The sequence below is a fragment of the Rhizobacter sp. genome (genome assembly GCF_035702065.1).
Lineage (GTDB): Bacteria > Pseudomonadota > Gammaproteobacteria > Burkholderiales > Burkholderiaceae_C > Rhizobacter.
On record NZ_DASSRA010000327.1, the window covers coordinates 1 to 22,583 of the forward strand.

At 70.1% G+C, this 22,583-nt stretch carries 19 protein-coding genes; 13 read left to right on the plus strand and 6 right to left on the minus strand.

All coding sequences use genetic code 11. From position 1 onward, the window contains the following. Together VFL64_RS14525 and VFL64_RS14530 are read left to right on the plus strand one after the other, a co-directional pair. The coding region (locus VFL64_RS14525; protein WP_489541095.1) for a WD40/YVTN/BNR-like repeat-containing protein at positions 1–423 on the plus strand (423 nt) is incomplete at its 5' end. A gap of 9 nt (positions 424–432) precedes the next feature. Continuing rightward, positions 433–2,826: an efflux RND transporter permease subunit gene (locus VFL64_RS14530; protein ID WP_489541096.1), complete on the plus strand. Its 2,394-nt coding sequence runs from the start codon at positions 433–435 to the stop codon at positions 2,824–2,826. A gap of 134 nt (positions 2,827–2,960) precedes the next feature. Here the strand turns inward: VFL64_RS14530 and VFL64_RS14535 are convergent, their stop codons facing one another. Beyond that, positions 2,961–3,875, minus strand: coding sequence for a hypothetical protein (locus VFL64_RS14535; protein WP_489541097.1), 915 nt, complete (start codon positions 3,873–3,875; stop codon positions 2,961–2,963). A 160-nt stretch (positions 3,876–4,035) separates the two neighbouring features. Here VFL64_RS14535 and VFL64_RS14540 point away from each other — a divergent pair, with 160 nt between their 5' ends. Further along, positions 4,036–4,683 (plus strand): nitroreductase family protein, encoded by a 648-nt coding sequence (locus tag VFL64_RS14540; protein ID WP_489541098.1) that lies wholly within the window; start codon positions 4,036–4,038, stop codon positions 4,681–4,683. 257 nt (positions 4,684–4,940) lie between these two features. Here the strand turns inward: VFL64_RS14540 and VFL64_RS14545 are convergent, their stop codons facing one another. From VFL64_RS14545 to VFL64_RS14560, 4 genes are all read right to left on the minus strand, one after another. Beyond that, positions 4,941–5,516: an RBBP9/YdeN family alpha/beta hydrolase gene (locus tag VFL64_RS14545; protein ID WP_489541099.1), complete on the minus strand. Its 576-nt coding sequence runs from the start codon at positions 5,514–5,516 to the stop codon at positions 4,941–4,943. Beyond that, complete coding sequence (locus VFL64_RS14550) at positions 5,513–6,634, minus strand: ABC transporter substrate-binding protein (protein ID WP_489541100.1); 1,122 nt, start codon at positions 6,632–6,634, stop codon at positions 5,513–5,515. Before VFL64_RS14550 ends, VFL64_RS14545 begins: the two co-directional genes overlap by 4 nt. A gap of 13 nt (positions 6,635–6,647) precedes the next feature. Beyond that, the gene (locus tag VFL64_RS14555) at positions 6,648–7,706 is read right to left on the minus strand and encodes a beta-keto acid cleavage family enzyme (protein ID WP_489541101.1); all 1,059 of its coding nucleotides are present in this window, start codon (positions 7,704–7,706) and stop codon (positions 6,648–6,650) included. A 152-nt stretch (positions 7,707–7,858) separates the two neighbouring features. Continuing rightward, a complete protein-coding gene (locus tag VFL64_RS14560; RefSeq protein ID WP_489541102.1) occupies positions 7,859–10,549 on the minus strand; it encodes a winged helix-turn-helix domain-containing protein in 2,691 nt (896 codons plus the stop codon). Positions 10,550–10,641: 92 nt separating this feature from the next. Here VFL64_RS14560 and VFL64_RS14565 point away from each other — a divergent pair, with 92 nt between their 5' ends. Further along, complete coding sequence (locus VFL64_RS14565) at positions 10,642–11,556, plus strand: universal stress protein (protein WP_489541103.1); 915 nt, start codon at positions 10,642–10,644, stop codon at positions 11,554–11,556. A 12-nt stretch (positions 11,557–11,568) separates the two neighbouring features. On the opposite strand, the gene VFL64_RS14570 is transcribed toward VFL64_RS14565, so the two are convergent. Then, a complete protein-coding gene (locus tag VFL64_RS14570; protein ID WP_489541104.1) occupies positions 11,569–12,531 on the minus strand; it encodes a LysR family transcriptional regulator in 963 nt (320 codons plus the stop codon). Between the two features lie 106 nt (positions 12,532–12,637). Between VFL64_RS14570 and VFL64_RS14575 the strand changes: the two genes are divergently transcribed. The 9 genes from VFL64_RS14575 (at position 12,638) to fba (ending at position 22,233) form a co-directional block, all read left to right on the plus strand. Next, positions 12,638–14,104: a form I ribulose bisphosphate carboxylase large subunit gene (locus VFL64_RS14575; RefSeq protein WP_489541105.1), complete on the plus strand. Its 1,467-nt coding sequence runs from the start codon at positions 12,638–12,640 to the stop codon at positions 14,102–14,104. A gap of 11 nt (positions 14,105–14,115) precedes the next feature. Further along, a complete protein-coding gene (locus VFL64_RS14580) occupies positions 14,116–14,535 on the plus strand; it encodes a ribulose bisphosphate carboxylase small subunit (RefSeq protein WP_489541106.1) in 420 nt (139 codons plus the stop codon). 148 nt (positions 14,536–14,683) lie between these two features. Next, positions 14,684–15,565 carry a CbbX protein gene (cbbX, locus tag VFL64_RS14585; protein WP_489541107.1) on the plus strand — a complete coding sequence of 294 codons (882 nt, stop codon included), beginning with the start codon at positions 14,684–14,686 and terminating at the stop codon, positions 15,563–15,565. A 124-nt stretch (positions 15,566–15,689) separates the two neighbouring features. Further along, positions 15,690–16,442 carry an HAD-IA family hydrolase gene (locus VFL64_RS14590; RefSeq protein ID WP_489541108.1) on the plus strand — a complete coding sequence of 251 codons (753 nt, stop codon included), beginning with the start codon at positions 15,690–15,692 and terminating at the stop codon, positions 16,440–16,442. After that, positions 16,439–17,116: an HAD-IA family hydrolase gene (locus VFL64_RS14595; protein ID WP_489541109.1), complete on the plus strand. Its 678-nt coding sequence runs from the start codon at positions 16,439–16,441 to the stop codon at positions 17,114–17,116. The genes VFL64_RS14590 and VFL64_RS14595 overlap by 4 nt, the downstream gene beginning before the upstream one ends. 18 nt (positions 17,117–17,134) lie before the next feature. Further along, complete coding sequence (locus VFL64_RS14600) at positions 17,135–18,208, plus strand: class 1 fructose-bisphosphatase (protein WP_489541110.1); 1,074 nt, start codon at positions 17,135–17,137, stop codon at positions 18,206–18,208. Between the two features lie 11 nt (positions 18,209–18,219). Beyond that, a complete protein-coding gene (locus VFL64_RS14605) occupies positions 18,220–19,098 on the plus strand; it encodes a phosphoribulokinase (RefSeq protein ID WP_489541111.1) in 879 nt (292 codons plus the stop codon). A gap of 9 nt (positions 19,099–19,107) precedes the next feature. Beyond that, on the plus strand, positions 19,108–21,171 hold the full coding sequence (tkt, locus tag VFL64_RS14610; protein ID WP_489541112.1) for a transketolase: 2,064 nt from the start codon (positions 19,108–19,110) through the stop codon (positions 21,169–21,171). A 27-nt stretch (positions 21,172–21,198) separates the two neighbouring features. After that, on the plus strand, positions 21,199–22,233 hold the full coding sequence (gene fba, locus VFL64_RS14615) for a class II fructose-bisphosphate aldolase (protein WP_489541113.1): 1,035 nt from the start codon (positions 21,199–21,201) through the stop codon (positions 22,231–22,233). Positions 22,234–22,583: the final 350 nt, after the last annotated feature.

A 22,583-nucleotide genomic window follows, 5' to 3' on the forward strand; every position in this document is an offset into this window, starting at 1 on the left:
GGCCACATCTACGCCGTCGGCGAACAAGGCCTGGTGCTCAAGCTCGACCCCGCCAGCGGCCGCTTCATCGCCCTGCCCATGCCCTACCAAGGCACGCTCTTCGGCATCCACGGCGATGCCACCGTGCTGCTGGTGCACGGCCTGCGCGGCCACGCGCTGCGCAGCGACGACGGCGGCGCCACCTGGACCGAGATCGCCACCGGGCTGCAGGTCGGCCTGACCGCCAGCGCCCGCACGAACGATGGCGCCTGGCTGCTGGCCAGCCAGGCCGGCCACCTGCTGATGAGCCGTGACAACGGCCGCAGCTTCCAGCCGCTCGTCACCAAGACCAAACCACTGCCTGCCGCCGCCCTCGTCGCGGCCGGCGCACAGGGTGTCGTCATCGCCGGGCCACGCGGCCTGCAGGCGCTGGCCCTGCCCTGAGGAGGTTCCATGCTCGCCCCGACCAAGAAGGAGGCCCTCACGGCCTCGCTAGCTGACTTCGACCCCCGTTCGGGCTCCCTGCTCGAACGCCTGGTGTTCAACAACCGCCGCGTGGTGCTGGTGCTGTGCCTGCTGGCCACGCTGCTGTTCGGCTGGGCCGCCTTCACCAAGCTGCACATGAATGCCAGCTTCGAGAAGATGATTCCGCGCAGCCACCCCTACATCCAGAACTACCTGGAGAACCGCGTGGAGCTGCGCGGCCTGGGCAACTCGCTGCGCATCGTGGTCGAGAGCCCGAGCGGCGACATCTTCGACGCGAAGTACCAGCAGTCGCTGAAGAAGATCCACGACGAGATCTTCCTCACCCCCGGTGTCGACCGTGCGTGGGTCAAGTCGCTGTGGGCCCCCGGCGTGCGCTGGAACGAGGTGACGGAAGAAGGCTTCCGCGGCGGCCCGGTGATGCCCGACAACTTCGACGGTTCGCCCACCGCCACCGAGCAGCTGCGCGCCAACATCGCGCGCTCGGGCCTGGTGGGCAGCCTGGTCGGCACCGACTTCAAGTCGAGCATGCTGGTGGTGCCGCTGCTGGAGCAGGGCACCGACGGCCAGCGCATCGACTACCACCAGCTCTCGCAATCCATCGAGCAGCTGCGCCAGAAGTACGAGGCCGACGGCTCGGCGCGCATCCACGTGATCGGCTTCGCCAAGCTGGTGGGCGACCTGATCGACGGGCTCTACCAGGTGGCGCTGTACTTCGGCCTCGCGGCGCTGATCGCCGCGGCCATCATCTACGCCTACACGCGCTGCCTGCGCAGCACGGCCCTCGTCATCGCCTGCTCGCTGGTGGCGGTGGCCTGGCAGCTTGGGCTGGTCGCACTGCTCGGCTTCGAGCTCGACCCGTATTCCATCCTCGTGCCCTTCCTGGTGTTCGCCATCGGCGTGAGCCACGGTGCGCAGAAGATGAACGGGATCATGCAGGACATCGGCCGCGGCGCGCACCGCCTGGTGGCCGCGCGCTTCACCTTCCGCCGACTCTTCCTCGCGGGCCTCACCGCCTTGCTCGCCGACGCGGTGGGCTTCGGCGTGCTGATGGTGATCGACATCGCCGTCATCAAGGACCTGGCCCTCACCGCCAGCCTGGGCGTGGCCGTGCTGATCTTCACCAACCTGCTGCTGCTGCCGGTGCTGCTCTCGTATGTCGGCGTGAGCGACGCCGCCGCGCAGCGCAGCCTGCGCGCCGAACAGCAAGGCCTCTCGAAGGGCTGGGCCCTGCTGGCACGCTTCGTCGAGCGCCGCTGGGCGCTGGCCGCGCTGGCCGCTGCGGCGCTGCTGGGCGCCGGTGGCTACATCGTCAGCCAGCGCCTGCAGATCGGTGACCTGGACCCCGGGGCTCCCGAGCTGCGCGCCGACTCGCGCTACAACCGCGACAACGCCTACATCACGCGCCACTACACCCTCTCCAGCGACACCTTCGCGGTGATGGTGAAGACGCCGCCCGAAGGCTGCCTCAAGTACGAGACCCTGGTCGAGGCCGACCGCCTCGCCTGGCAGCTGCAGCAGGTGGAAGGCGTGCAGACCACGCTGGCGCTGACCAACGCCGTGCGCCAGATCACTGCCGGCGCCAACGAAGGCAGCCCCAAGTGGCTGACCATCGCGCGCAACCAGGACACGCTCAACTACGGCGCGCAGCAGGCCAGCGTCAACAACCCCGATCTCTTCAACACCGCTTGCTCGGTGATGCCGGTGATCGCCTTCCTGTCCGACCACCGCGCCGACACGCTGGCCCGCGTGTCGGCCAGTGCCGAGGCGTTCGCCGCCGCCCACAGCACGCCGGAGCGCCAGTTCCTGCTCGCCGCCGGCAGCGCCGGCATCGAGGCCGCCACCAACGTGGTGGTGAAGAAGGCCTGGCTGCAGATGCTGCTGCTGGTGTACGCGGCCGTGATCGTGCTGTGCTTCATCACCTTCCGCAGCTGGCGCGCCGTCGTCGTCGCCGTGGTGCCGCTGGTGCTGACCTCGGTGCTGTGCGAAGCGCTGATGGTCGGCCTGGGCCTGGGCGTGAAGGTGGCCACGCTGCCGGTGATCGCGCTCGGTGTGGGCATCGGCATCGACTACGCGCTGTACCTCTTGTCGGTGCAACTCGCGCAGCAACGCCAGGGCGCGACGCTTGCCGACGCGTACCGCAACTCACTGCAGTTCACCGGCAAGGTGGTGGTGCTGGTCGGCGTGACGCTGGCCGCCGGCGTGGTGTGCTGGGCCTTCAGCCCGATCAAGTTCCAGGCCGACATGGGCATCCTGCTCGCCTTCATGTTCATCTGGAACATGGTGGGCGCGGTGCTGCTGATCCCTGCGCTGTCGCATTGGTTGCTGCTCGGGCGCAAGGCGCAACCGGCCGCGTCGGTTTGAGGGAGGGAGAGGCTGGCCGTCAGAGAGTCTGACATCCGCCAGCCCTGACGGTCGCCCGGCGTGCAGTGGCGCGCCGGGCTTCCAGTCTCCCGCGACCGTGGCTCCGGACAAGGCCGGGGGACAGCGTCGCCCGCTCAGGCTGGCGCCGTGCCCGCCTGCGGCTCGGCAGCCGGCACGGCGATCCCCAGGGCCAAGGCCGTGCTCAGGAACCACAGGATCTCGAAGGCCGAGAGCCGGCCTGCCGCGGCGGCCTCGCCCACGCCCATGGCGCGCTGCGTCCAGGCATTCACCAGCCGCGGCATGCTCGGGCGCGAGAGGGCCGCCGGCTCGAGCGGGCCTGTGAGCTGGTAGCGGCCATTGATGGTGCGCGGCGAGACGCCCTGGTCGATGAGGGCGTGCGTCAGGCCCCACAGCAGGGTCGACAGCCGCACGCTGTGGGTCGCACCCGGCCACGACATGGCGTCGGGCGCGCGTTGCGGTTCGGCCAGCTGCAGCGGCCGCGCCAGCAGCTCGGCCTGCGACAGCGAGCTCGTGATCTCGCCCGTGCGGAAGTCGACGACCAGGCCATGCCCGTCACCCACGCCGATCAGCGTGCGCCGACGTTCGCCAGCGAGCAGGGCCCCGACCAGCAGATCGCGCAAGGCGTGCAGCGCCATGCGGGCATGCTCGCGCTGCACGGCGCCGCGCGCCAACTCGTACAGCGCTGCGGCGGCTTCGAGCACATCGCTCATCTCGCCGACCCGCAGCGGCGAGGTCACCGACAGGCCGCGCGGCGAGTCGGTCGGCGTCGCGCCGCGTGGCGTGAGCCGCACCAGCACCCGCGGTGGCGAGACGTACTGCGACCAGTCGTGCGGCACGAAGAGCGTGGTGCAGGCGGTGGCATCTTCCACCCAGCGCAGGCGCAGGCCGGCCTGGCCATCGAGCATGCGCGTCATCGAGACCAGCACGGCACGATCGCGTGCCTCGAGGCCGAGTGCGGCGATGTCGAGCACGCGCCCCTGGGGCGATGGGCTTGAAGAGGGGCCGAGGTGTTCGGATGGTTCTGGCATCGAAGGCCAGTCTAGCGACTCGCCTGTCGTTCCGCGTCCAAGACCTTCAGAACGCCCGCACCTGCCGCTCGATGTCACCGACAAGGATGGGCTTGAGGTTCATCAAACCGCTGCGGCGCCTTGCGCCTATGCTGGGATTGATCGACCGGAGGTTGCGACGATGAACACGCTGACCAAGCTGGCCCTGGGCCTGATGGGCCACAACCCGCCGCGGCCGCCGGTGGGTGACGCGAAACAGACGCTCGCCTTGCCGTCGCCGCACCGCGAAGGCGGGTTGCCGCTCATGGAGGTGCTGGCGCGCCGCCAGTCCTTGCGCGAGTTCGCGCCCACGGCGCTGGACGAGCAGACCTTGTCCGACCTGCTGTGGGCCGCTGCGGGCGTCAACCGCCCGGCGCTGGGTGGGCGCACCGCGCCAAGCGCGATGAACGCGCAGGAGGTGCTGCTCTACGCTGCCATGCCGCAGGGCCTGTACCGCTACGAGCCGGTGGCGCACGAGCTGCTACTCGCCGAAGCCAGCGACGTACGGCGCGTCACCGGCTACCAGGACTTCGTCGACGACGCAGCGCTGGACCTCGTCTATGTCGCCGATCACGCACGCATGGGCATGGTGCCGGCGGCGCAGCGCACCGCGTACGCTAGTGCGGCGGCAGGCGCCATGGCGCAGAACGTCTACCTTTTCTGCGCCTCGGCCGGGTTGGCGACGGTCGTGCGCGCGTGGTTCGACCGTGACGCGCTGGCCAAGGCGATGGGCCTGGGCAACGACCAACAACTCTTGCTGGCGCAGACCGTGGGCCGCACGAAGGCCTGAGCGCCATGCCCTGGAACGAGGCGCACTTCCCGGCCTCGATGCGCCACCGCAAGGAGGTGCCCAAGGTAGCGCAGGCCGAGCGAGTGCAGGTGACGCCGCTGGTGAAGGGCTTCTGGCGCATTGAGGCGTGGTCGAACTGGGCACTCGGGTACAGACTTGAGCGGCTCTGCTGCCACTCGCCTTGCCGGTCGCCTCTCGGCGGAGTGCAGGACGGCCATGGGTGGACGGCCATCGTTCGAGTGAGATCGGCGACCGCCTCAGAGCAGGATATCCACCTGACCGCTCAAGCGCTCGACCAGCGTCTGCGCCATCGGCCACGCCCCGTACCCTGAAGCCGGGTTCAGGTGGCCGACCTCGCCGAGGTCGAGCAGCTCCGAACCCCAGTCGCGCGCCAGCGCGGCCACGCGCTCGTAGCTGCCCAGCGGGTCGTTGCGGCTGGCCGCGACCAGGCTGCTGAAGGGCAGCGGCTGGCGCGGCACCGGGAGCCAGCCGCCGGCGCGCAGCGCGTCGAGCGTGGGGTAGCCCTCGGGCATCAGGGTTTCGAAGTCGGGCGGCGTGGCCAGCAGCGCGGCGTGCACCGGGCGCTTCGTCTGGCGGGCCCAGTGGGCGACCATGATGCAGCCGCCGCTGTGGGCCACGAGCACCAGCGGGCCTTCGATGGCTTGCGCGGCGGCTTCGATGGCGGCCACCTTGGCGGCGCAATCGAGGTCGGTGCGGCCCATGGGCGGCACGCTGCGCACGCGCGGCAGGCGCGCGGCGAGCAGGGTCTGCCAGTGCTCGGCGACGTGGTCGCGCAGGCCGGGCACGATGAGCACGGTGGGTTCGGTGTTCATCGGATGAACTTCCCGTTCCCGTCGACCATGGTGATGTCGACGAAGCTGGAGCCGTGGTGGCGCTGTGCGCCATAGCTCAGGCGGTAGCCGCCAAGGTCGATCTCGCCGCCGTGATCGAGCGTGGCCACCACCTGGGCCGGCGCAGGGTTGGCCGGCGCGCGGCGCAGCACCTCGACCAGCACGCTGGCATTGAGAAAGCCCCACAGGCGGTCGTAGGTGGGCGTGAGCTGGGCCTTGCTCATGAGGGCCGCAAAGCGCCGCGTGAGCGCCGACGCGGGGCGCGCCGGGTAGGGCACGACCTGGGTGAAGGCCATGCCGCGCGCAGCCGGGCCCATCTGCTCGATCGCGGCGGATGAGCCGGCCAGCGAGAGCGCGTACACGGGCACGCGGCCTTCCACCGGCAGCGCCTTCATGAAGCTGAGCAGCGCGGCGCCGGCCACCAGCAGCAGGATGGCCTGCGGGTGCTGCGCGGCCACGGTCTGCACCGCGGCCGGGCCGTTGGAACCGTCGGGCTCGGCGGGCACGGTGCACACCAGCTCGGAGCCCTGCTCCTTCACCAGAGCCTCCACGATGGGTTGCATGTAGCGGCCCAGCTCGTTGTTCTGGTAGACGAGGGCCAGCTTGCGCGAGTTGAGCGTGGCCAGCGTGCGCACCATCGCGGCCACCTCGTCGCGCAGGCTGGCGGTGGTGGTGTACACGTAGGGGTTGGCGGGCGAGCGCACGGCGTCGGCGCCGTTGTAGATGCCGATGAGCGGCACGCGCCGCTCGTTCACGAGCGGCAGCGCACGCGCCAGGCCCGGCACGAAGGCGTAGCCGAAGAGCGCGGTGACCTGCTCGGTGTCGAGCAGGCGGCGCGTGTTGTCGAGCGTCTTCTGCGGGTCGGCCGCGTCGTCGAGCGTGATGAGTTCGACCGGCGCACCACGCACACCGCCCTTGGCATTGATGTCGTCGATCAGCACGCGCTGCCCTTCGGCAATCGGCTTGACGACCGCGCCCAGCGGCCCGGTGATGGGCAGGCTCTGGCCGATGCGCACCGGCGCGGCCGCCTGGGCCGCGACGCCGATGCCCCCCAGCGCCGCGGCGCTGGCCCCTCCGAGGAAGACGCTGCGGCGGTCCATGCGCGGCCCTCGTTCAGGCGGCCTTGCGCAGGAAGCCTTGCTGCCCGCCCTTGGGGTTGGGTGCAAAGCCGTTGGCGGCGAGTGTCTCCTCCACCGTCTCGTAGAACACACCGATCTTGCAGATCTTGCGCGCTTCCTTGGCCGTGGCGATCTCGCGGCCGAACTCGCGCGAGATGCGCACCAGCTGCTCGATCTGCTGCACCGTGGTCATCTTGGCGGTGCGGGTCTGGTTCCAGAGGTTGTCTTCGATGCCGCAGCGCACGTGCAGGCCCATGGCGATGCCCATCATGTTGATGGGCAGCGTGTTGAGCATGCTGCTTTCCACCGTGAGCATGGTGCCGTCGGGGATGGCGCGCAGGAAGTTGGCCAGGCTGTAGATGGTCGGCTGGTCCATGCCGCCGCCGATGGCGACCCAGTTGCACACCAGCGGGCCCTTGTAGATGCCGCGGCGCATCAGGCGCTCGACCGTCTCGTAGCTGTTGACGTTGTAGAACTGGAAGGCGCTCTGGATGCCGGCCTTGGTGAGGCGGCGCACATGCTCCTCGAAGAACTCGGGCGTCGAGGGCACGATCATGTTCGAGTAGGCGCGAAAGCCATCGGGCTCGGCCAGCGAGGTGCCGGCGATGTCGCGCGCGTCCATCTGCTCGACCACATTCATCTGCGAGGTGTTGACGGTCACCGTCACCTGGTCGGGCTTGGGGTCGAGCTCGGCCAGCATGTGGCGGGTGTCGTCCGACAGCCACTTGGCGGCGGCACCGTCGGTCTCGGGCGCGAAGGAGATGGAGCCGCCGACCTGGATGATCATCTCGGGCACGGCCTTGCGCACGCCGGCGATCAGCTCGTTGAACTTGGACAGCTTCTTGCTACCGCGGCCATCGAGTTCGCGCACGTGCAGGTGCAGCACGGTGGCGCCGGCGTTGTAGCAGTCGACGGCCTTCTGGACCTGCGCTTCCATGGTCACCGGGATGTCTTCCGGGAAGTCGGAAGGAATCCATTCCGGGCCGTAGGGGGCGGCGGTGATGACCAGCTTGTCCTGGTTTTCAACGAAGAGGGAACCGTCGAGGAAGTTCATTGCGGGCTCCTTGATGCAATGCAATGGCTGAAAGGCAGGCCGCAGGCGGCCATTGCCAAGCAGATTAAGGAGCGAGGGGAGCGATCTCCCCCCCAGCGCAGAGGGGGGTGGGGACTAGGGCCAGCCCGCGCCGGGCAAGCCGCCGAAAACCCCTACTCCAGCGGTGGGAGCAGCCCCAGGATGCGGGCCCGCGAAACGGCCTGCTTGCGGGTGCCGGCATCCAGCTTGGCGAACAGGTTCTTCACGTGCCACTTGATGGTCTGCTCGCCGATCTGCATGGCGAGCGCCACCTCCTTGTTGGACAGGTTGCGCGCCAGCAGGTCGAGCACCTCGCGCTCCTTGGGGGTGAGCGCCATGGTGGGCGTGACCCGGGCGGCCGGCTGCACCGCCACCGGGGGTGGGGGCGCAGTCAGCGGGGCGGCAGTGCCGGGGCTAGCCCCTTCGAGCTGGCGCACCCAGGCACCGAGCGCCGGGTGGGCGTCGATGAACACGCGGCGCAGGCCCAACGCCTCGGCCCAGGTGCGGGTCTCGTGCATGAGCGCCAGGCCCTCGTGCTCGCCGCAGCGGTCGAGCGCGTAGGCGCGCAGGCCCTGCGCCTCGACCTGGAAGCGGCCCAGACGCAGGCGCTGCGCGCCGCCCACGGCCTCGGCCAGGGCGGGCACGGCGGCGCGCCAGTCCTTGGCGGCCAGGGCCGCATGGCCGCGCGCCATGGCGGCCAGCATCAGCACGCCGCGCCACCAGAGCGGGGAGTCGTCGCGCGCCGGCAGGCCGGGCTGCGACAGCTGCGCCTGCAGGTCGGCGACCAGGGCCTTGCAGGTCTCGGCACGGTGGCGGTGCGAATGCATGCGGATCTGCTCGGCCAGGCTGGCGATGCGCAGGCGCGGCAGCCCGCGCACCTGGGCCACCGCGTCGAGCGCGCTCAGCAGGCTCAGGGCGCGCGGCTCCGAGCCTTCGACGCTGGCCACGCGCGCCAGGGTGCGAAAGCCCAGCAGCACGGTCTCGGGCAGGCCGCTGCGTTCGAGCACGTCGAGCCGGTTGGCGAGCAGCGCTTGCGCCTCGGCGCCCTGCCCCTGCTCCCACACGGCGGTGGCGAGCAGCGCTGCGAGCATGCTGGCGAAGGGGCTGCGCCGGCCGAGCTCGGCCTCGGCGGCGCGCAAGGCGGGGCGCAGCTGCGCCTCGGCGGCCGCCACCTGGCCTTCCCACAGCAGGCTCATGCCGGCGATGAGGTCGGACCAGTGCGTGATGTAGGCAAAGCGCCCACCGTGCTCGGGCAGCTTGAGGCGCGCCAGCGCCGGCTCGCCAGCCAGCAGGTGGCGAAAAGCGCTGCGGTTGGCGTGGATCTGCAGGAGCAGCGGGTCGTTGAGCGGCGGCGCGCTGTCCCAGGGGTCGTGCAGGCTGGCAAAGCGGTCGGGCAGGTCGGCGAAGACGGCCGCGCCGCTCAGGATCAGCGCGCATTCGCAGCGCATGGCGTCGTCGGTGCCGGGACGCGCGAGCAGGCCTTCAACGAGGCGGCCGGCCTCGGCGTGGCGCTCGCTCACGGCCAGCGCCCACGCAGCGGCCAGTTGCAGGCGCGGACGGCGTTGCAGCTCTTCGGGCGGCAGGCGCTCCAGCCATTCGAGCACCGCCGAATGCTGGCCGCGCCGCGTGAGGGCGTCGTAGAGGCTGCGTTCGGCGAGGTCCAGCGCCTGCCCGCGCTCGCCGGCGGCCCAGGCCTGGCGCGCAGCTTCTTCCAGCATGCCCTGCTGGGCCAGCCAGGCGGCGGCCCGCGTGTGCAGCGCCGTCAGCTCGGCGGCCGGGCGCGCCTGCACGCGCTGGCGCAGGCGCTCGCGCGCGAGCGCGTGCAGGCGCAGCCAATCGCTGCCTTCGGCACCGGCCAGCAGCGGGGTGTCGCGGCTCAGGCGGGCCAGGCGGTCGGCGGCATCGGTGCCGCCACTCAAGGCCGTGCACAGCGAGGGGTGCAGGTGGTCGACGAGGCTTGCGTCTTCCAGGAAGCGCAGGTCGGCGGCGTCGAGCTTGGAGAGCAGCAGGTCGAGCAGCCGCTCGCGCAGGTCGGCTGCGGGCAGGTTGGCGCCAGGCAGGTCGTTCAGGGCGCTGCGCACGTCGGCGCCGCTGGCCACGGCGCGCAGCACGAGCTGCAAGCCCAGCGGCCAGCCTTCGCACAGCTCGTGCAGGCGGGCGGCGGTGTCGAGGTCGAGCGCCGTGCCCAGCAGCTTGTGGCCGAGTTCGATCGACTCTTCGAGCGTGAAGCGCAGCTCCGCCGGGCCCAGGCGCAGCAGTTGCCCGTAGCTCAGCAGGTCGTCGACATCGAGTTCGCAGTCGGCGCGCGCGGCGATCACCACCCGCAGGTTGGGCGGCTGGTTGCGCAGCAGGTAGGCCAGCAGCGCGCGGCTGGCGGGCGGCAGGCGGTCGGCCTCGTCGACGATCAGCACCAGCTCCAGCGCCGACTGCACCAGCTCGGCCAGCCAGCGGGTGATGCCTTCGAGCGCGTCGCCGCGCGCGATCACCTGCTCCAGCCAGTGCTGGCCGAAGGCGGGGCGGCCGGCGCCCGAGCGCACGGCGAGCGTGAGGCTTTGCAGCAGGCGTTCTTCGTCGTCATGCGACTGGGCCGAGACCCAGGCCACTGCGCTGCCGTGGGCCAGCAGCTCCAGCCGCCACTGCGCCAGCAGCGAGGTCTTGCCATAGCCGGCCGGCGCCTGCACCAGCAGGCTCGGGCGCTCGCGCAGCCGCGGCGCGCCGATCTGCAGCGCACTGCGCGCGAGCAGCTGGCGCGGCACGCGCGGCGGCGTGACCTTGAGCAGCAGGTCGGGCGCGGGGCCGGGCGACGAAGAAGGCGTGGCGGTCATGGCGTTGCGCATCCTAGCGCCGGGCACGGGCTTGCGGCGGTCGGGTTGCCCCCCGCTGCAGGAGTGGGGTCCGCCGGAGATGGCGGCCTAGCATGCCGAACCAAGCCATGTACCAGCACCTTCTCATCCCCATCGACGACAGCGAGCCCGCCACCGCCCTGGTCGGGCAGGCCGCCGACCTGGCGCGCCGCCTGGGTGCGCGCCTGACCTTCCTGCAGGTGCTGCCTGCGCAGGGCGCAGCCGCTGCGCGCGAGCTGTGCGCCAAGGCCGAAGCCGCCGCGCGGGCCCTGGGCGTGCCCTGCAGCAGCCTTGCGCTGGCTGCCGACGACCCCGGTGCGGCCATCGCCGAGACCGCCTCCGCGCAAGGCTGCGACCTCATCATGCTGGCCACGCACGCCGAGGCGCAGGCGGTGCTGCGCCATGGCGAGCACCCGCTGCTGGTGGCCGCGCTGAGCGAGCTGCCGCCACCCGTGCGCGCGATCGCCGTCATCCGCGCCGAACACCGCGCGCTGGCCGCCGTGCTGCATGCGTGGAGCGACTTGCTGGCGAGCGCGGTGGCGTGCCAGCGGGCGCCCGACGCCGCGGCCATGCGCATGGCGCTGCAGTACCTGCGGGGCTTCTCGCGGGTGCAGCACCACCCCAAGGAAACCGACCTGCTCTTCAAGCTGCTGAGCCTGCGCACCACCCGCCTCGACGCCGAGCTGTGCGAGCTGGAGCGCCAGGGCGAGCGCGATGCCGAGTTGCTGGCCGAGCTGCACGAGGCCGTGGAGCGCGCCGCGACGAGCGCCGAAGGCGTGCAGCCGCTGCAGCGGCTGCTGTCGCACTACTGCGACTTCATGTGGGACCACCTCGGCCGCGAAGAAGGCGTGGTGCTGCCCGCCGCCCAGCGCTGGCTGCAGGCCGAGGACTGGGCCTTCCTGGACATGGTGTACCAAGGTGCCCAGACCATGCCCTTCGCGCACCCGAGCGCCGACGCCGTGCTGAGCGTCCTGCAGGGCGCGCGCTGAACAGTCGTCCGATCAGGCCCGTTTGGCGGCCTTGCGCCGCGCCGTGGGCTCTGGCACCGCACGCAGCTGCGCATGGATCAGGCCCTGGCCCTCGTCGGCCAGGAACTGCTTGAAGGCCGAGGCCACCTGCGGCAGGCGCCGCGCCGCCAGGTGCATCGCATACCAGTCGCGCTGCAGCGGGTTGCCAGCCATCGGCAGCACCTTCAAGAGGCCCGCGCCCAGCTCCAGCGGGCAGGTGTGCAGCGACAGGAAGGCCACGCCGAAGCCCGCCGCGCACATGTGCTTGATGGCCTCGTTGCTCGACATCTCGGAGCCGATGCGCAGCGGCTCGCCGGCGTCCTTGTAGAGCCGCTCCAGCGTCGTGCGCGTGCCCGAGCCGCGCTCGCGCACCAGCAGCTTGGCCTCGACCAGGTCGGCCAGCGTGGGCTTGCGCTGGCGCATCAGCGGGTGGCTGGGTGAGGCGAGGAAGGCCATCGGGTGCTTGGCAAAGGCCACGGCGGTGGTCTTGAGCTCGGCCGGCGGGCGGCCCATGATGGCGATGTCGACCTCCTGCCCGGCCAGCATGCGCACGATCTCGTCGCGGTTGCCCACCTGCAGCTTCACCTTCACGTCGGGCCGGTGGCCGGCAAAGGCCACCAGCAGCGGCGGCAGCAGGTACTCCGCCGTCGTCACCGCGCCCACGCGCAGGGTGCCCGAGAACACGCCGCGCTGCGCCGCCATCTCGTCGCCGGCCTCGCGCCACAGGTCGAGGATGCGCGCCGCGTAGTCGGCCATCAGCTCGCCCGCCGCCGTGAGGCGCACGCCTCGGCCTTCCTTCTCCAGCAGCGGCGCGCCCGCGCTCTCTTCCAGCAACTTGAGTTGGATCGACACCGCGGGTTGCGTCAGGTGCAACTCGCTCGCGGCCCGTGAAACGCTGCCCAGGCGGGAGACGGCATGCAGGGCGGCGAGCTGGCGGAAGGTGGCGTTCTTAAGCATCAGTCAAAGCAAATAGGACGACCAAAAGAATTAACTATTCGCAATGTAATGCGCTTCCTACATTGGGCCCATCGTCATCCGCAAAGCACCCTCAAGGAGATCCCCCATGGGCCACATGCAAGAAGCCACCCAGATCACCGACGCCAAGAAGCGCTACTCGGCCGGTGTCCTGAAGTACGCCCAGATGGGCTACTGGAACGCCGACTACGTGCCCAAGGCCACCGACATCCTGGCGCTCTTTCGCATCACCCCGCAGGACGGCGTGGACCCGATCGAGGCCGCCGCCGCCGTGGCCGGCGAATCGAGCACCGCCACCTGGACGGTGGTCTGGACCGACCGCCTCACCGCCTGCGACATGTACCGCGCCAAGGCCTACCGCGTGGAGCCGGTGCCCAACAACCCGGGCCAGTACTTCTGCTACGTGGCCTACGACCTGAGCCTGTTCGAAGAGGGCTCGATCACCAACGTGGCCGCATCGGTCATCGGCAACGTGTTCAGCTTCAAGCCGCTGAAGGCCGCGCGGCTGGAAGACATGCAGTTCCCGGTGGCCTACGTGAAGACCTTCACCGGCCCACCGACCGGCATCGTGGTCGAGCGCGAACGGCTCGACAAGTTCGGCCGCCCGCTGCTGGGCGCCACCACCAAGCCCAAGCTGGGCCTGTCGGGCCGCAACTACGGCCGCGTGGTCTACGAGGGCCTGCGCGGCGGGCTCGACTTCATGAAGGACGACGAGAACATCAACTCGCAGCCCTTCATGCACTGGCGCGACCGCTTCCTGTTCGTGATGGACGCCGTCAACAAGGCGAGTGCCGCCACCGGCGAGGTGAAGGGCAGCTACCTCAACGTGACCGCCGGCACGATGGAAGAGATGTACCGCCGCGCCGAGTTCGCCAAGTCGCTGGGCTCGGTGATCGTGATGGTCGACCTGGTGGTGGGCTACACCGGCATCCAAAGCTTGAGCCACTGGTGCCGGCAGAACGACATGATCCTGCACCTGCACCGCGCGGGGCACGGCACCTACACGCGCCAGAAGAACCACGGCGTGAGCTTCCGCGTGATCGCCAAGTGGATGCGCATGGCGGGCGTGGACCACATCCACGCCGGCACGGCGGTGGGCAAGCTCGAAGGCGACCCGCTCACGGTGCAGGGCTACTACAACGTGTGCCGCGACACGCACACCACCGTCGACCTGCCGCGCGGCGTGTACTTCAACCAGGACTGGGGCGCGCTCAAGAAGGTGATGCCGGTGGCCTCGGGCGGCATCCACGCGGGCCAGATGCACCAGTTGCTGGGCCTCTTCGGCGACGACGTGGTGTTGCAGTTCGGCGGCGGCACCATCGGCCACCCGCAGGGCATCCAGGCCGGCGCCACCGCCAACCGCGTCGCGCTGGAAGCCATGGTGCAGGCGCGCAACGAAGGCCGCGACATCGCCAACGAAGGCCCGCAGATCCTGGCCGACGCGGCCAAGTGGTGCAGCCCGCTGCGCGCCGCGCTCGACACCTGGGGCGACATCACCTTTAACTACACGCCGACCGACAGCTCGGACTTCGTGCCGACGCCTGCGGTGGCTTGACGGAGACCACCATGCGAATCACCCAAGGCACCTTCTCCTTCCTGCCCGATCTCACCGACGAGCAGATCATCAAGCAGCTCGACTACGCCCTCGGCCGCGGCTGGGCGGTGGGCATCGAATACACCGACGACCCGCACCCGCGCAACACCTTCTGGGAGATGTTCGGCAACCCGATGTTCGACGTGTCGGACGCGGCCGGCGTGATGCTCGAGCTGCAGCAATGCCGCAAGACCTTCCCCGACCACTACATCCGCGTCACCGCCTTCGACTCGACGCACGGCACCGAGTCGGTGGTGCTGTCGTTCATCGTCAACCGGCCCAAGGTGGAACCCGGCTTCCGGCTGATTCGCACCGAGGAGCCGGGGCGCAGCCTGCGCTACAGCATCGAGAGCTATGCGGTGCAGCGTGCGCCCGAGGGTGAGCGGTATTGAGATGGCACGGGGCTTCGATACCTCAGCCTGAGCGGGCGGAGTGTGTTCGTTGGCCCGCATGCCACCACCCGTTCAGGCTGACCCTTCGATACCTCAGGGCAGGGTACGCCTTCGGCGTATCGAAGCCCCGCACCGACCGACGCACACCATGAACGACACCCAAACCCCCAACCAGATGCTGGAAGCCTCCGGCGCCCGCGCGATGCTCGACCAGCTCGACGCCGAACTCATCGGCCTCGCGCCGGTCAAGGGCCGCATCCGCGACATCGCCGCCCTGCTGCTGATCGACAAGCTGCGCGCCGAGCAGGGCCTGCAGTCCACCCCGCCCTCGCTGCACATGTGCTTCACCGGCAACCCCGGCACCGGCAAGACCACCGTGGCCATGCGCATGGCGGGCGTGCTCAAGCAGTTGGGCTACGTGCGCCGCGGCCACCTGGTGGCGGTGACGCGCGACGACCTGGTGGGCCAGTTCATCGGCCACACCGCGCCCAAGACGCGCGAGGTGGTCAAGAAGGCCATGGGCGGCGTGCTCTTCATCGACGAGGCCTACTACCTCTACAAGCCCGAGAACGAGCGCGACTACGGGCAGGAGTCGATCGAGATCCTGCTGCAGGTGATGGAGAACCACCGCGACGACCTGGTGGTGATCCTGGCCGGCTACCGCGACCGCATGGACACCTTCTTCGGCAGCAACCCCGGCATGGCCTCGCGCATCGCGCACCACATCGACTTCCCCGACTACAGCGAGGCCGAGCTGATGCAGATCGCGCAGCTGATGCTGGGCCAGCTCAACTATCAGTTCGACGACGGCGCCGGCCCGGCCTTCGCACGCTACGTCGGCCTGCGCCGGCAGCTGCCGCACTTCGCCAACGCGCGCTCGATCCGCAACGCGCTCGACCGCATCCGGCTGCGCCACGCCACGCGGCTGTTCACCGCCGACCACAGCCTCACACGCGAGCAGCTGTGCACGCTGCAGGCGGAGGACGTGCTGGCCAGCCGGGTGTTCGCCGCTTCAAAGGAGACGCAATGACCCACCTCGCGTCATCCCGGCGCACGCCGGGATCCACTGCGGCCACGGGGTCGCGCCACGCAATCGCACAGCCAACAGCACGAGTGGATCCCGGCGTGCGCCGGGATGACAAAGGGGGTGCGCCATGAGCATTGAAGCCCTGATCTTCGATGTGGACGGCACGCTGGCCGACACCGAAGAGGCGCACCGCCTCGCCTTCAACCGCGCCTTCGAGCTGCAGCGCGTCGGCTGGTCGTGGAGCCGCGCCGAGTACCGGCAGCTGCTGGAGATCACCGGCGGCAAGGAGCGCATCGCCGCCTTCATCGACTCGCTGCCGCTGCCCGCCGCCGAGCGCCAGCGCCTGCAGGCCCTGGTGCCCGCGCTGCATGCCGACAAGACGCGCTTCTACGGCGAGGCGGTGGAGCAAGGCCAGGTCACGCTGCGCGAGGGCGTGGAGCGCCTGCTGCACGAGGCGCTGGACGAAGGCTGCCGCCTCGCCATCGCCAGCACCACCACCGCGGCCAACATCAGCGCCCTGCTCAACGCCACGCTGGGTGCGCGCGGCATCGACCTCTTCGCGGTGATCGCCTGCGGCGACCAGGTGCGCGCCAAGAAGCCCGCGCCGGACGTCTACGAACTGGTGCTCTCCGTGCTGGGCCTGCCGCCCGAGCAGGCGCTGGCCATCGAAGACTCGGCCCACGGCCTGCACGCCGCCACCGCCGCCGGCCTGTGGACGCTCGTGACACCCACCTTCTGGACGCAGGGCAGCGACTTCAGCCGCGCCGGCCTGGTGCTGCCGAGCCTGGGCGAACTGGGCTTCGACGAGCTGCTGCGCGCCGCACGCCCCGCGCCGCCCTTGACGAGCACGCAACGCCTCTACCGCGGAGCCGGCCTGTGAGGAACGACATCAGCGCCCTCTTCTTCGACCTCGACGGCACGCTGGTCGACAGCGCGGCCGGCGTGGCATTCGCGCTCAACGCCGCGCTGGCCGAAGCCGCGCTGCCGCGCTTCGAGCCCGCCACCGTGCGCGGCTGGATCGGCGACGGGCCCGATGCACTGATCCTGCGCGCGCTCCAGGCCTGCGGCTTGCGCGATGCCGAACTGCCGCCACTCGCCGCCCGCCTGCGCGAGCACTTCGATGCCGTCACGCTGAGCACCCCCGCCGCGCAGGGCCAGGCCTTCGACGGCATGGCCGCGCTCTTGTCGCAGATCGGCGAGCACTATCCGATGGCGGTGGTCACCAACAAGCCCACGCCGCTCGCGCGCGCTGTGCTCCAGGGCGCCGGCCTGCTGCACCACTTCGCACAGGTGCATGGCGCCGACCTGCCCGCGCAGCGCAAGCCTTCGCCGCTCCTGATCCAGCAGGCGGCGCAGCGCCTGGGCGTGCGCCCCGACAGCGTGCTGCTGGTGGGCGACGGCCCCGCCGACATCAAGGCCGCGCACGCCGCGGGTTGCCAGATGGCCTGGGCCGACTGGGGCTACGGGCCCGTGCCCTCGGTGCTGCTCGACAACGCCTGGCGCCTGAGCGCGCCGGCCGAGCTGCTGGCGCTGCGCCCAAGAGAGATTCATTAGCAAACCAGGAGAACCGCCATGCTCACCGGAGGACGTTCCACGCTGACCCAGTTCCTGATCGAAGCGCGCCGCCACCACCCCGAGGCCACGGGCGACTTGAACGCGCTCATCACCGACGTCTCGCTCGCGTGCAAGACCATTGCGCGCAAAGTGGCCTACGGTGCGCTCGAACGGGACGTGCCCGCACCGCTCACCGTCAACGTGCAGGGCGAGGAGCAGAAGGCGCTCGACGTGCTCAGCAACCAGCTCTTCCTGCGCGCCAACGAATGGGGCGGCCACACCGCCGGCATGGTGTCGGAGGAGCTCGAAGCGCCCTACACCCTGCCGCCCGAGCACCCGCGCGGCAAATACCTGCTGCTGTTCGACCCGCTCGATGGCTCGTCCAACATCGACGTGAACGTCTCGGTGGGCAGCATCTTTTCGGTGCTGCGCGCCGTCACGCCCGGCGAAGACCCGCAGCCGCAGGACTTCCTGCAGCCCGGCACGCAGCAGGTGTGCGCCGGCTACGCGATCTACGGCCCGTCGACCATGCTGGTGCTCACGCTCGGCCGCGGCACGCACGCCTTCACGCTCGACCCGCTGCTGGGCGAATGGGTGCTCAGCCACCCCGGCCTGCGCATCCCCGAGAAGACCTGCGAGTTCGCCATCAACGCCTCGAACAGCCGCTTCTGGGAGCCGGCGGTCAAGCGCTACGTCGACGAATGCCTGGCCGGCCGCACCGGCTCGCGCGGCGCCGACTTCAACATGCGCTGGATCGCCTCGCTGGTGGCCGAGACGCACCGCATCCTGATGCGCGGCGGCGTGTTCCTCTACCCGCGCGACACCAAGGACCCGACACGTGCCGGCCGCTTGCGCCTGCTGTACGAGGCCAACCCGATCTCCTTTCTGATCGAGCAGGCGGGCGGCGGCGCGAGCACCGGGCATGCGCGCCTGATGGAGGTGCAGCCCGAGTCGCTGCACCAGCGCATCGGCTTCGTCTTCGGCTCGCGCTGCGAGGTGGCGCGCATCGAGCGCTACCACCACGACGAGCCGGCGGCGAACTACGACTCGCCGCTCTTCGGCAAGCGCGGCCTGTTCGCCGTGACGGCGTAAGGAGTGCCGCCATGTCCGCCAAGCACCCCATCATCGCCATCACCGGTTCGTCCGGCGCCGGCACCACCTCGGTCACCAAGACCTTCGAGAACATCTTCCGCCGCGAAGGCGTGGCCGCCGCCATCGTCGAGGGCGACAGCTTCCACACCTACGACCGCCAGGCCATGAAGGTGGCGATGGCCGAGGCGGAAGCCAATGGCAAGCCGCACTTCAGCCACTTCGGCGAAGACGCCAACCTCTTCACCGAACTGCAGGAGCTGTTCCGCAGCTACGCCGAGACCGGCAGCGGCCAGGCCCGCAAGTACCTGCACAACGAGGACGAGGCCGCGCCCTTCAAGCAGCCGCCCGGCACCTTCACGGCGTGGGAGACGCTGCCGCCCAGCGACATCCTGTTCTACGAGGGCCTGCACGGCGGCGTGAAGACCGACAAGGTCGACGTCGCGCGCTTCGCCGACCTGCTGATCGGCGTGGTGCCGGTGATCAACCTCGAATGGATCCAGAAGATCCACCGCGACAAGAGCACACGCGGCTACTCCACCGAGGCGGTGACCGACGTGATCCTGCGCCGCATGCACGAGTACGTGGAATACATCTGCCCGCAGTTCACGCGCACGCACATCAACTTCCAGCGCGTGCCGGTGGTGGACACCTCCGACCCCTTCGTCGCGCGCACCATCCCGACCGCCGACGAGAGCCTGGTGGTGATCCGCTTCGCCAACCCGCGCGGCTTCGACTTCCCCTACCTGCTCAGCATGCTGCACGACTCCTTCATGTCGCGCGCCAACACGCTGGTGGTGCCGGGCGGCAAGATGGAGCTGGCCATGCAGCTGATCTTCACGCCGATGATCATGCGGCTGGTGGAGCGGCGGCAGAACCTCCTAGCCGCGTGAGGTGGCGTGATGAAGAACAACACTCAACAGCCCACTCGGACCCAGTGCGCCAACGCCTTGCGCATGCTCGCCGTCGATGCGGTGCAGGCCGCCAACTCCGGACATCCCGGCATGCCCATGGGCATGGCCGACATCGCCGAGGCGCTGTGGCGCCACCACCTGCGCCACGACCCTTCCGATCCGCACTGGCCCGACCGCGACCGCTTCGTCGTCTCCAACGGCCACGGCTCGATGCTGCTGTACGCCCTGCTGCACCTGAGCGGCTATGACCTGCCGATGGCGGAGCTGAAGCGTTTCCGCCAGCTGCACTCGCGCACCCCCGGCCACCCCGAGGTCGGTGTGACGCCGGGTGTCGAGACCACCACCGGGCCGCTGGGCCAGGGCATCGCCAACGCGGTGGGCATGGCGCTGGCCGAGAAGCTGCTGGCGGACGAGTTCAACCGCCCGGGCCACACGGTGGTCGACCACCGCACCTACGTCTTCCTCGGCGACGGCTGCCTGATGGAGGGCATCAGCCACGAGGCCTGCTCGCTGGCCGGCACCTGGCAGTTGGGCAAGCTCATCGCCTTCTACGACGACAACGGCATCTCCATCGACGGCGAGGTGCGCGGCTGGTTCACCGACGACACGCCGGCGCGCTTCGAGGCCTACGGCTGGACGGTGCTGCGCAATGTCGATGGCCATGATGCCGGCGCGCTCGACCGCGCCATCGCCACCGCGCACGTCTCCAACCGGCCGGTGCTGGTGTGCTGCAAGACGACCATCGGCCACGGCTCACCCAACCGCGCAGGCACGGCCAAGGCGCATGGCGAAGCCTTGGGCGCCGACGAGATCGCGCTGACCCGCACCGCGCTGGGCTGGACGTCTGCGCCCTTCGAGGTGCCGACCGAGGTCGCGCTCGCCTGGTCGGCACGCGAGCGCGGCGCGTCGTTGCACCAGGACTGGCGCTCGCGCATGGCGGCCTACACGCAGGCTCACCCGGAGCTCGCCCGCGAACTGCAGCGCCGCCTGCAGCAGCCCATGCCGCTCACGGCCCAGGCCGAAGACGCCCTCGCCACCGCCTGCGCCACCGCCGAGGACAAGCGCGCCGTCGTCGCCACCCGCAAGGCCTCGCAAGACGTGCTGCAGGAGATCGGCCCCGCCATGCCCGAGCTGCTCGGCGGCTCGGCCGACCTGACCGGCTCCAACCTCACCGACTGGAAGGGCCACCGGCCCCTGAAGGGCCACGCCACCGGCAACCACGTGCACTACGGCGTGCGCGAGTTCGGCATGGCGGCCCTCATGAACGGTGTGGCGCTGCACGGCGGCTACCGGCCCTTCGCCGGCACCTTCCTCGCGTTCTCGGACTACGCACGCAACGGCGTGCGCATGTCGGCGCTGATGAAGCTGCCGGTGGTCTACGTGTTCACCCACGATTCGATCGGCCTGGGCGAAGACGGGCCCACGCACCAGCCGGTGGAGCACGCCTCCAGCTTGCGGCTGATCCCCAACGTCGACGTGTGGCGACCGGGCGATGCGACCGAGACCGCCGTGGCCTGGCGGCAGGCACTGCGCCGCAGCGACGGCCCGAGCTGCCTGCTGCTGTCGCGCCAGGCCATGCCGCATGCCGGCGACGGCCGCGCGCGCGTCGAGGCCATCGCGCGAGGCGCCTACGTGCTGCGCCGCCCCGAGCGCGAAGCCGTCGCGCTGCTGGCCAGCGGCTCGGAGCTGGGGGTGGCGTTGGCTGCGGCGCGCTTGCTGGCCGACGACGGCATCGCCGCGCGCGTGGTGTCGGTGCCTTGCCTCGATGTGTTCGAGCGCCAGGACGAGGCCTACCGCCGCGAGGTCGTCCCGCGCCACCTGCCGCGCCTGGCGGTGGAGGCCGGCAGCACAGGCCTGTGGTGGAAGCACGTCGGCGAGCACGGCGACGTGGTCGGCATCGACCGCTTCGGCGAATCGGCGCCGGCCGCAGAGCTCTTCAAGCTGTTCGGCATCACCGCCGAGGTGGTGGCCGCGCGGGCCCGCGCACTGCTGCGCAAGGCCCGGCCCGACGAGGCCGCGCTCGACGAGCGCTTCGTGCTGTCGTCCAACTGAGTTCTTTCACTTCAGACGGAGCCCGCCATGGCCATGATCTCCCTGCGACAACTGCTGGACCACGCTGCCGACCGGGGCTACGGCGTGCCGGCCTTCAACGTGAACAACCTGGAGCAGATCCAGGCCATCATGCAGGCCGCCCAACAGACCCAGAGCCCGGTGATCCTGCAGGCCTCGGCCGGCGCGCGCAAGTACGCCGGCGAGCCCTTTCTGCGCAAGATGGTCGAGGCCGCGGCCGAGATGTACCCCGACATCCCGATCGTGATGCACCAGGACCACGGCGCCAGCCCCTCGGTGTGCATGCAGTCGATCCGCTCGGGCTTCACCAGCGTGATGATGGACGGCTCGCTGCTGGAAGACGCCAAGACGCCGTCGAGCTACGACTACAACGTGGGCGTGACGCGCCAGGTCACCGAGATGGCGCATGCGGTCGGTGTGTCGGTGGAGGGCGAGCTCGGCTGCCTGGGCTCGCTGGAGTCGGGCACGGCCGGCGAGGAAGACGGCGTGGGCGCGGCGGGCGCGCTGACGCACGCGCAGATGCTCACCGACCCCGACCAGGCCGCCGACTTCGTCGCACGCACTGGCGTCGATGCGCTGGCGATCGCCATCGGCACCAGCCACGGCGCCTACAAGTTCAGCCGCAAGCCGACCGGCGACATCCTCGCCATCGACCGCATCAAGGCCATCCATGCGCGCATTCCGAACACGCACTTGGTGATGCACGGCTCGTCCTCGGTGCCGCAGGAGTGGCTGGCGGTGATCCGCGAGCACGGCGGCGAGATCAAGGAGACCTATGGCGTGCCGGTCGAGGAGATCCAGGAAGGCATTCGCCACGGCGTGCGCAAGGTCAACATCGACACCGACATCCGCCTGGCGATGACGGGCGCGATGCGCCGCGCCATGGCGCGTGACCGCCGCGAATTCGACCCGCGCAAGTTCTTCAAGGACGCCACCGCCGCGGCGCGCGAGCTGTGCGTCGACCGCTTCGAGGCCTTCGGCTGCGCCGGCATGGCGGCTCGCATCAGGCCGGTGCCGCTGGATGCGTATTTCGGGCGCTCGTGACCAATTGCGCCGGAATGACTTAACCGACCAGGACACCGGCACGCTCACTGACCCTTCGACCGCTTACGACCGAGGCTGTGTGAGAACGCTCGGGCATCGGATTGGTGGGCAGTGAGACGAACGAGGCACAGTGGCACAACCTTTCGTCTCAAGCCCGGCAGCAATGACGCAACTGGATTGCGATCTCGATGAGACATAACAAGGCGCTCACGCGCCCAGCATCCTCATCGCCTTCATCGTTCTGGCTATGCCCAAGATGCCGATGACTCGTTTGAGGTTGTAAGCCAAGACGTGCAGGCTCATCTCTGTGCCCACGTTCGGCAGCGTGCGGGTCAGGAAGTGCGTTGAAC

Bases quoted from the DNA above. Each gene is read 5' to 3' on its own strand.
- VFL64_RS14530 (WP_489541096.1), top strand. From the start codon at position 433: ATGCTCGCCCCGACCAAGAAGGAGGCCCTCACGGCCTCGCTAGCTGAC.
- VFL64_RS14535 (WP_489541097.1), bottom strand. From the start codon at position 3,875: ATGCCAGAACCATCCGAACACCTCGGCCCCTCTTCAAGCCCATCGCCC.
- VFL64_RS14540 (WP_489541098.1), top strand. From the start codon at position 4,036: ATGAACACGCTGACCAAGCTGGCCCTGGGCCTGATGGGCCACAACCCG.
- VFL64_RS14545 (WP_489541099.1), bottom strand. From the start codon at position 5,516: ATGAACACCGAACCCACCGTGCTCATCGTGCCCGGCCTGCGCGACCAC.
- VFL64_RS14550 (WP_489541100.1), bottom strand. From the start codon at position 6,634: ATGGACCGCCGCAGCGTCTTCCTCGGAGGGGCCAGCGCCGCGGCGCTG.
- VFL64_RS14555 (WP_489541101.1), bottom strand. From the start codon at position 7,706: ATGAACTTCCTCGACGGTTCCCTCTTCGTTGAAAACCAGGACAAGCTG.
- VFL64_RS14560 (WP_489541102.1), bottom strand. From the start codon at position 10,549: ATGACCGCCACGCCTTCTTCGTCGCCCGGCCCCGCGCCCGACCTGCTG.
- VFL64_RS14565 (WP_489541103.1), top strand. From the start codon at position 10,642: ATGCCGAACCAAGCCATGTACCAGCACCTTCTCATCCCCATCGACGAC.
- VFL64_RS14570 (WP_489541104.1), bottom strand. From the start codon at position 12,531: ATGCTTAAGAACGCCACCTTCCGCCAGCTCGCCGCCCTGCATGCCGTC.
- VFL64_RS14575 (WP_489541105.1), top strand. From the start codon at position 12,638: ATGGGCCACATGCAAGAAGCCACCCAGATCACCGACGCCAAGAAGCGC.
- VFL64_RS14580 (WP_489541106.1), top strand. From the start codon at position 14,116: ATGCGAATCACCCAAGGCACCTTCTCCTTCCTGCCCGATCTCACCGAC.
- cbbX (WP_489541107.1), top strand. From the start codon at position 14,684: ATGAACGACACCCAAACCCCCAACCAGATGCTGGAAGCCTCCGGCGCC.
- VFL64_RS14590 (WP_489541108.1), top strand. From the start codon at position 15,690: ATGAGCATTGAAGCCCTGATCTTCGATGTGGACGGCACGCTGGCCGAC.
- VFL64_RS14600 (WP_489541110.1), top strand. From the start codon at position 17,135: ATGCTCACCGGAGGACGTTCCACGCTGACCCAGTTCCTGATCGAAGCG.
- VFL64_RS14605 (WP_489541111.1), top strand. From the start codon at position 18,220: ATGTCCGCCAAGCACCCCATCATCGCCATCACCGGTTCGTCCGGCGCC.
- tkt (WP_489541112.1), top strand. From the start codon at position 19,108: ATGAAGAACAACACTCAACAGCCCACTCGGACCCAGTGCGCCAACGCC.
- fba (WP_489541113.1), top strand. From the start codon at position 21,199: ATGGCCATGATCTCCCTGCGACAACTGCTGGACCACGCTGCCGACCGG.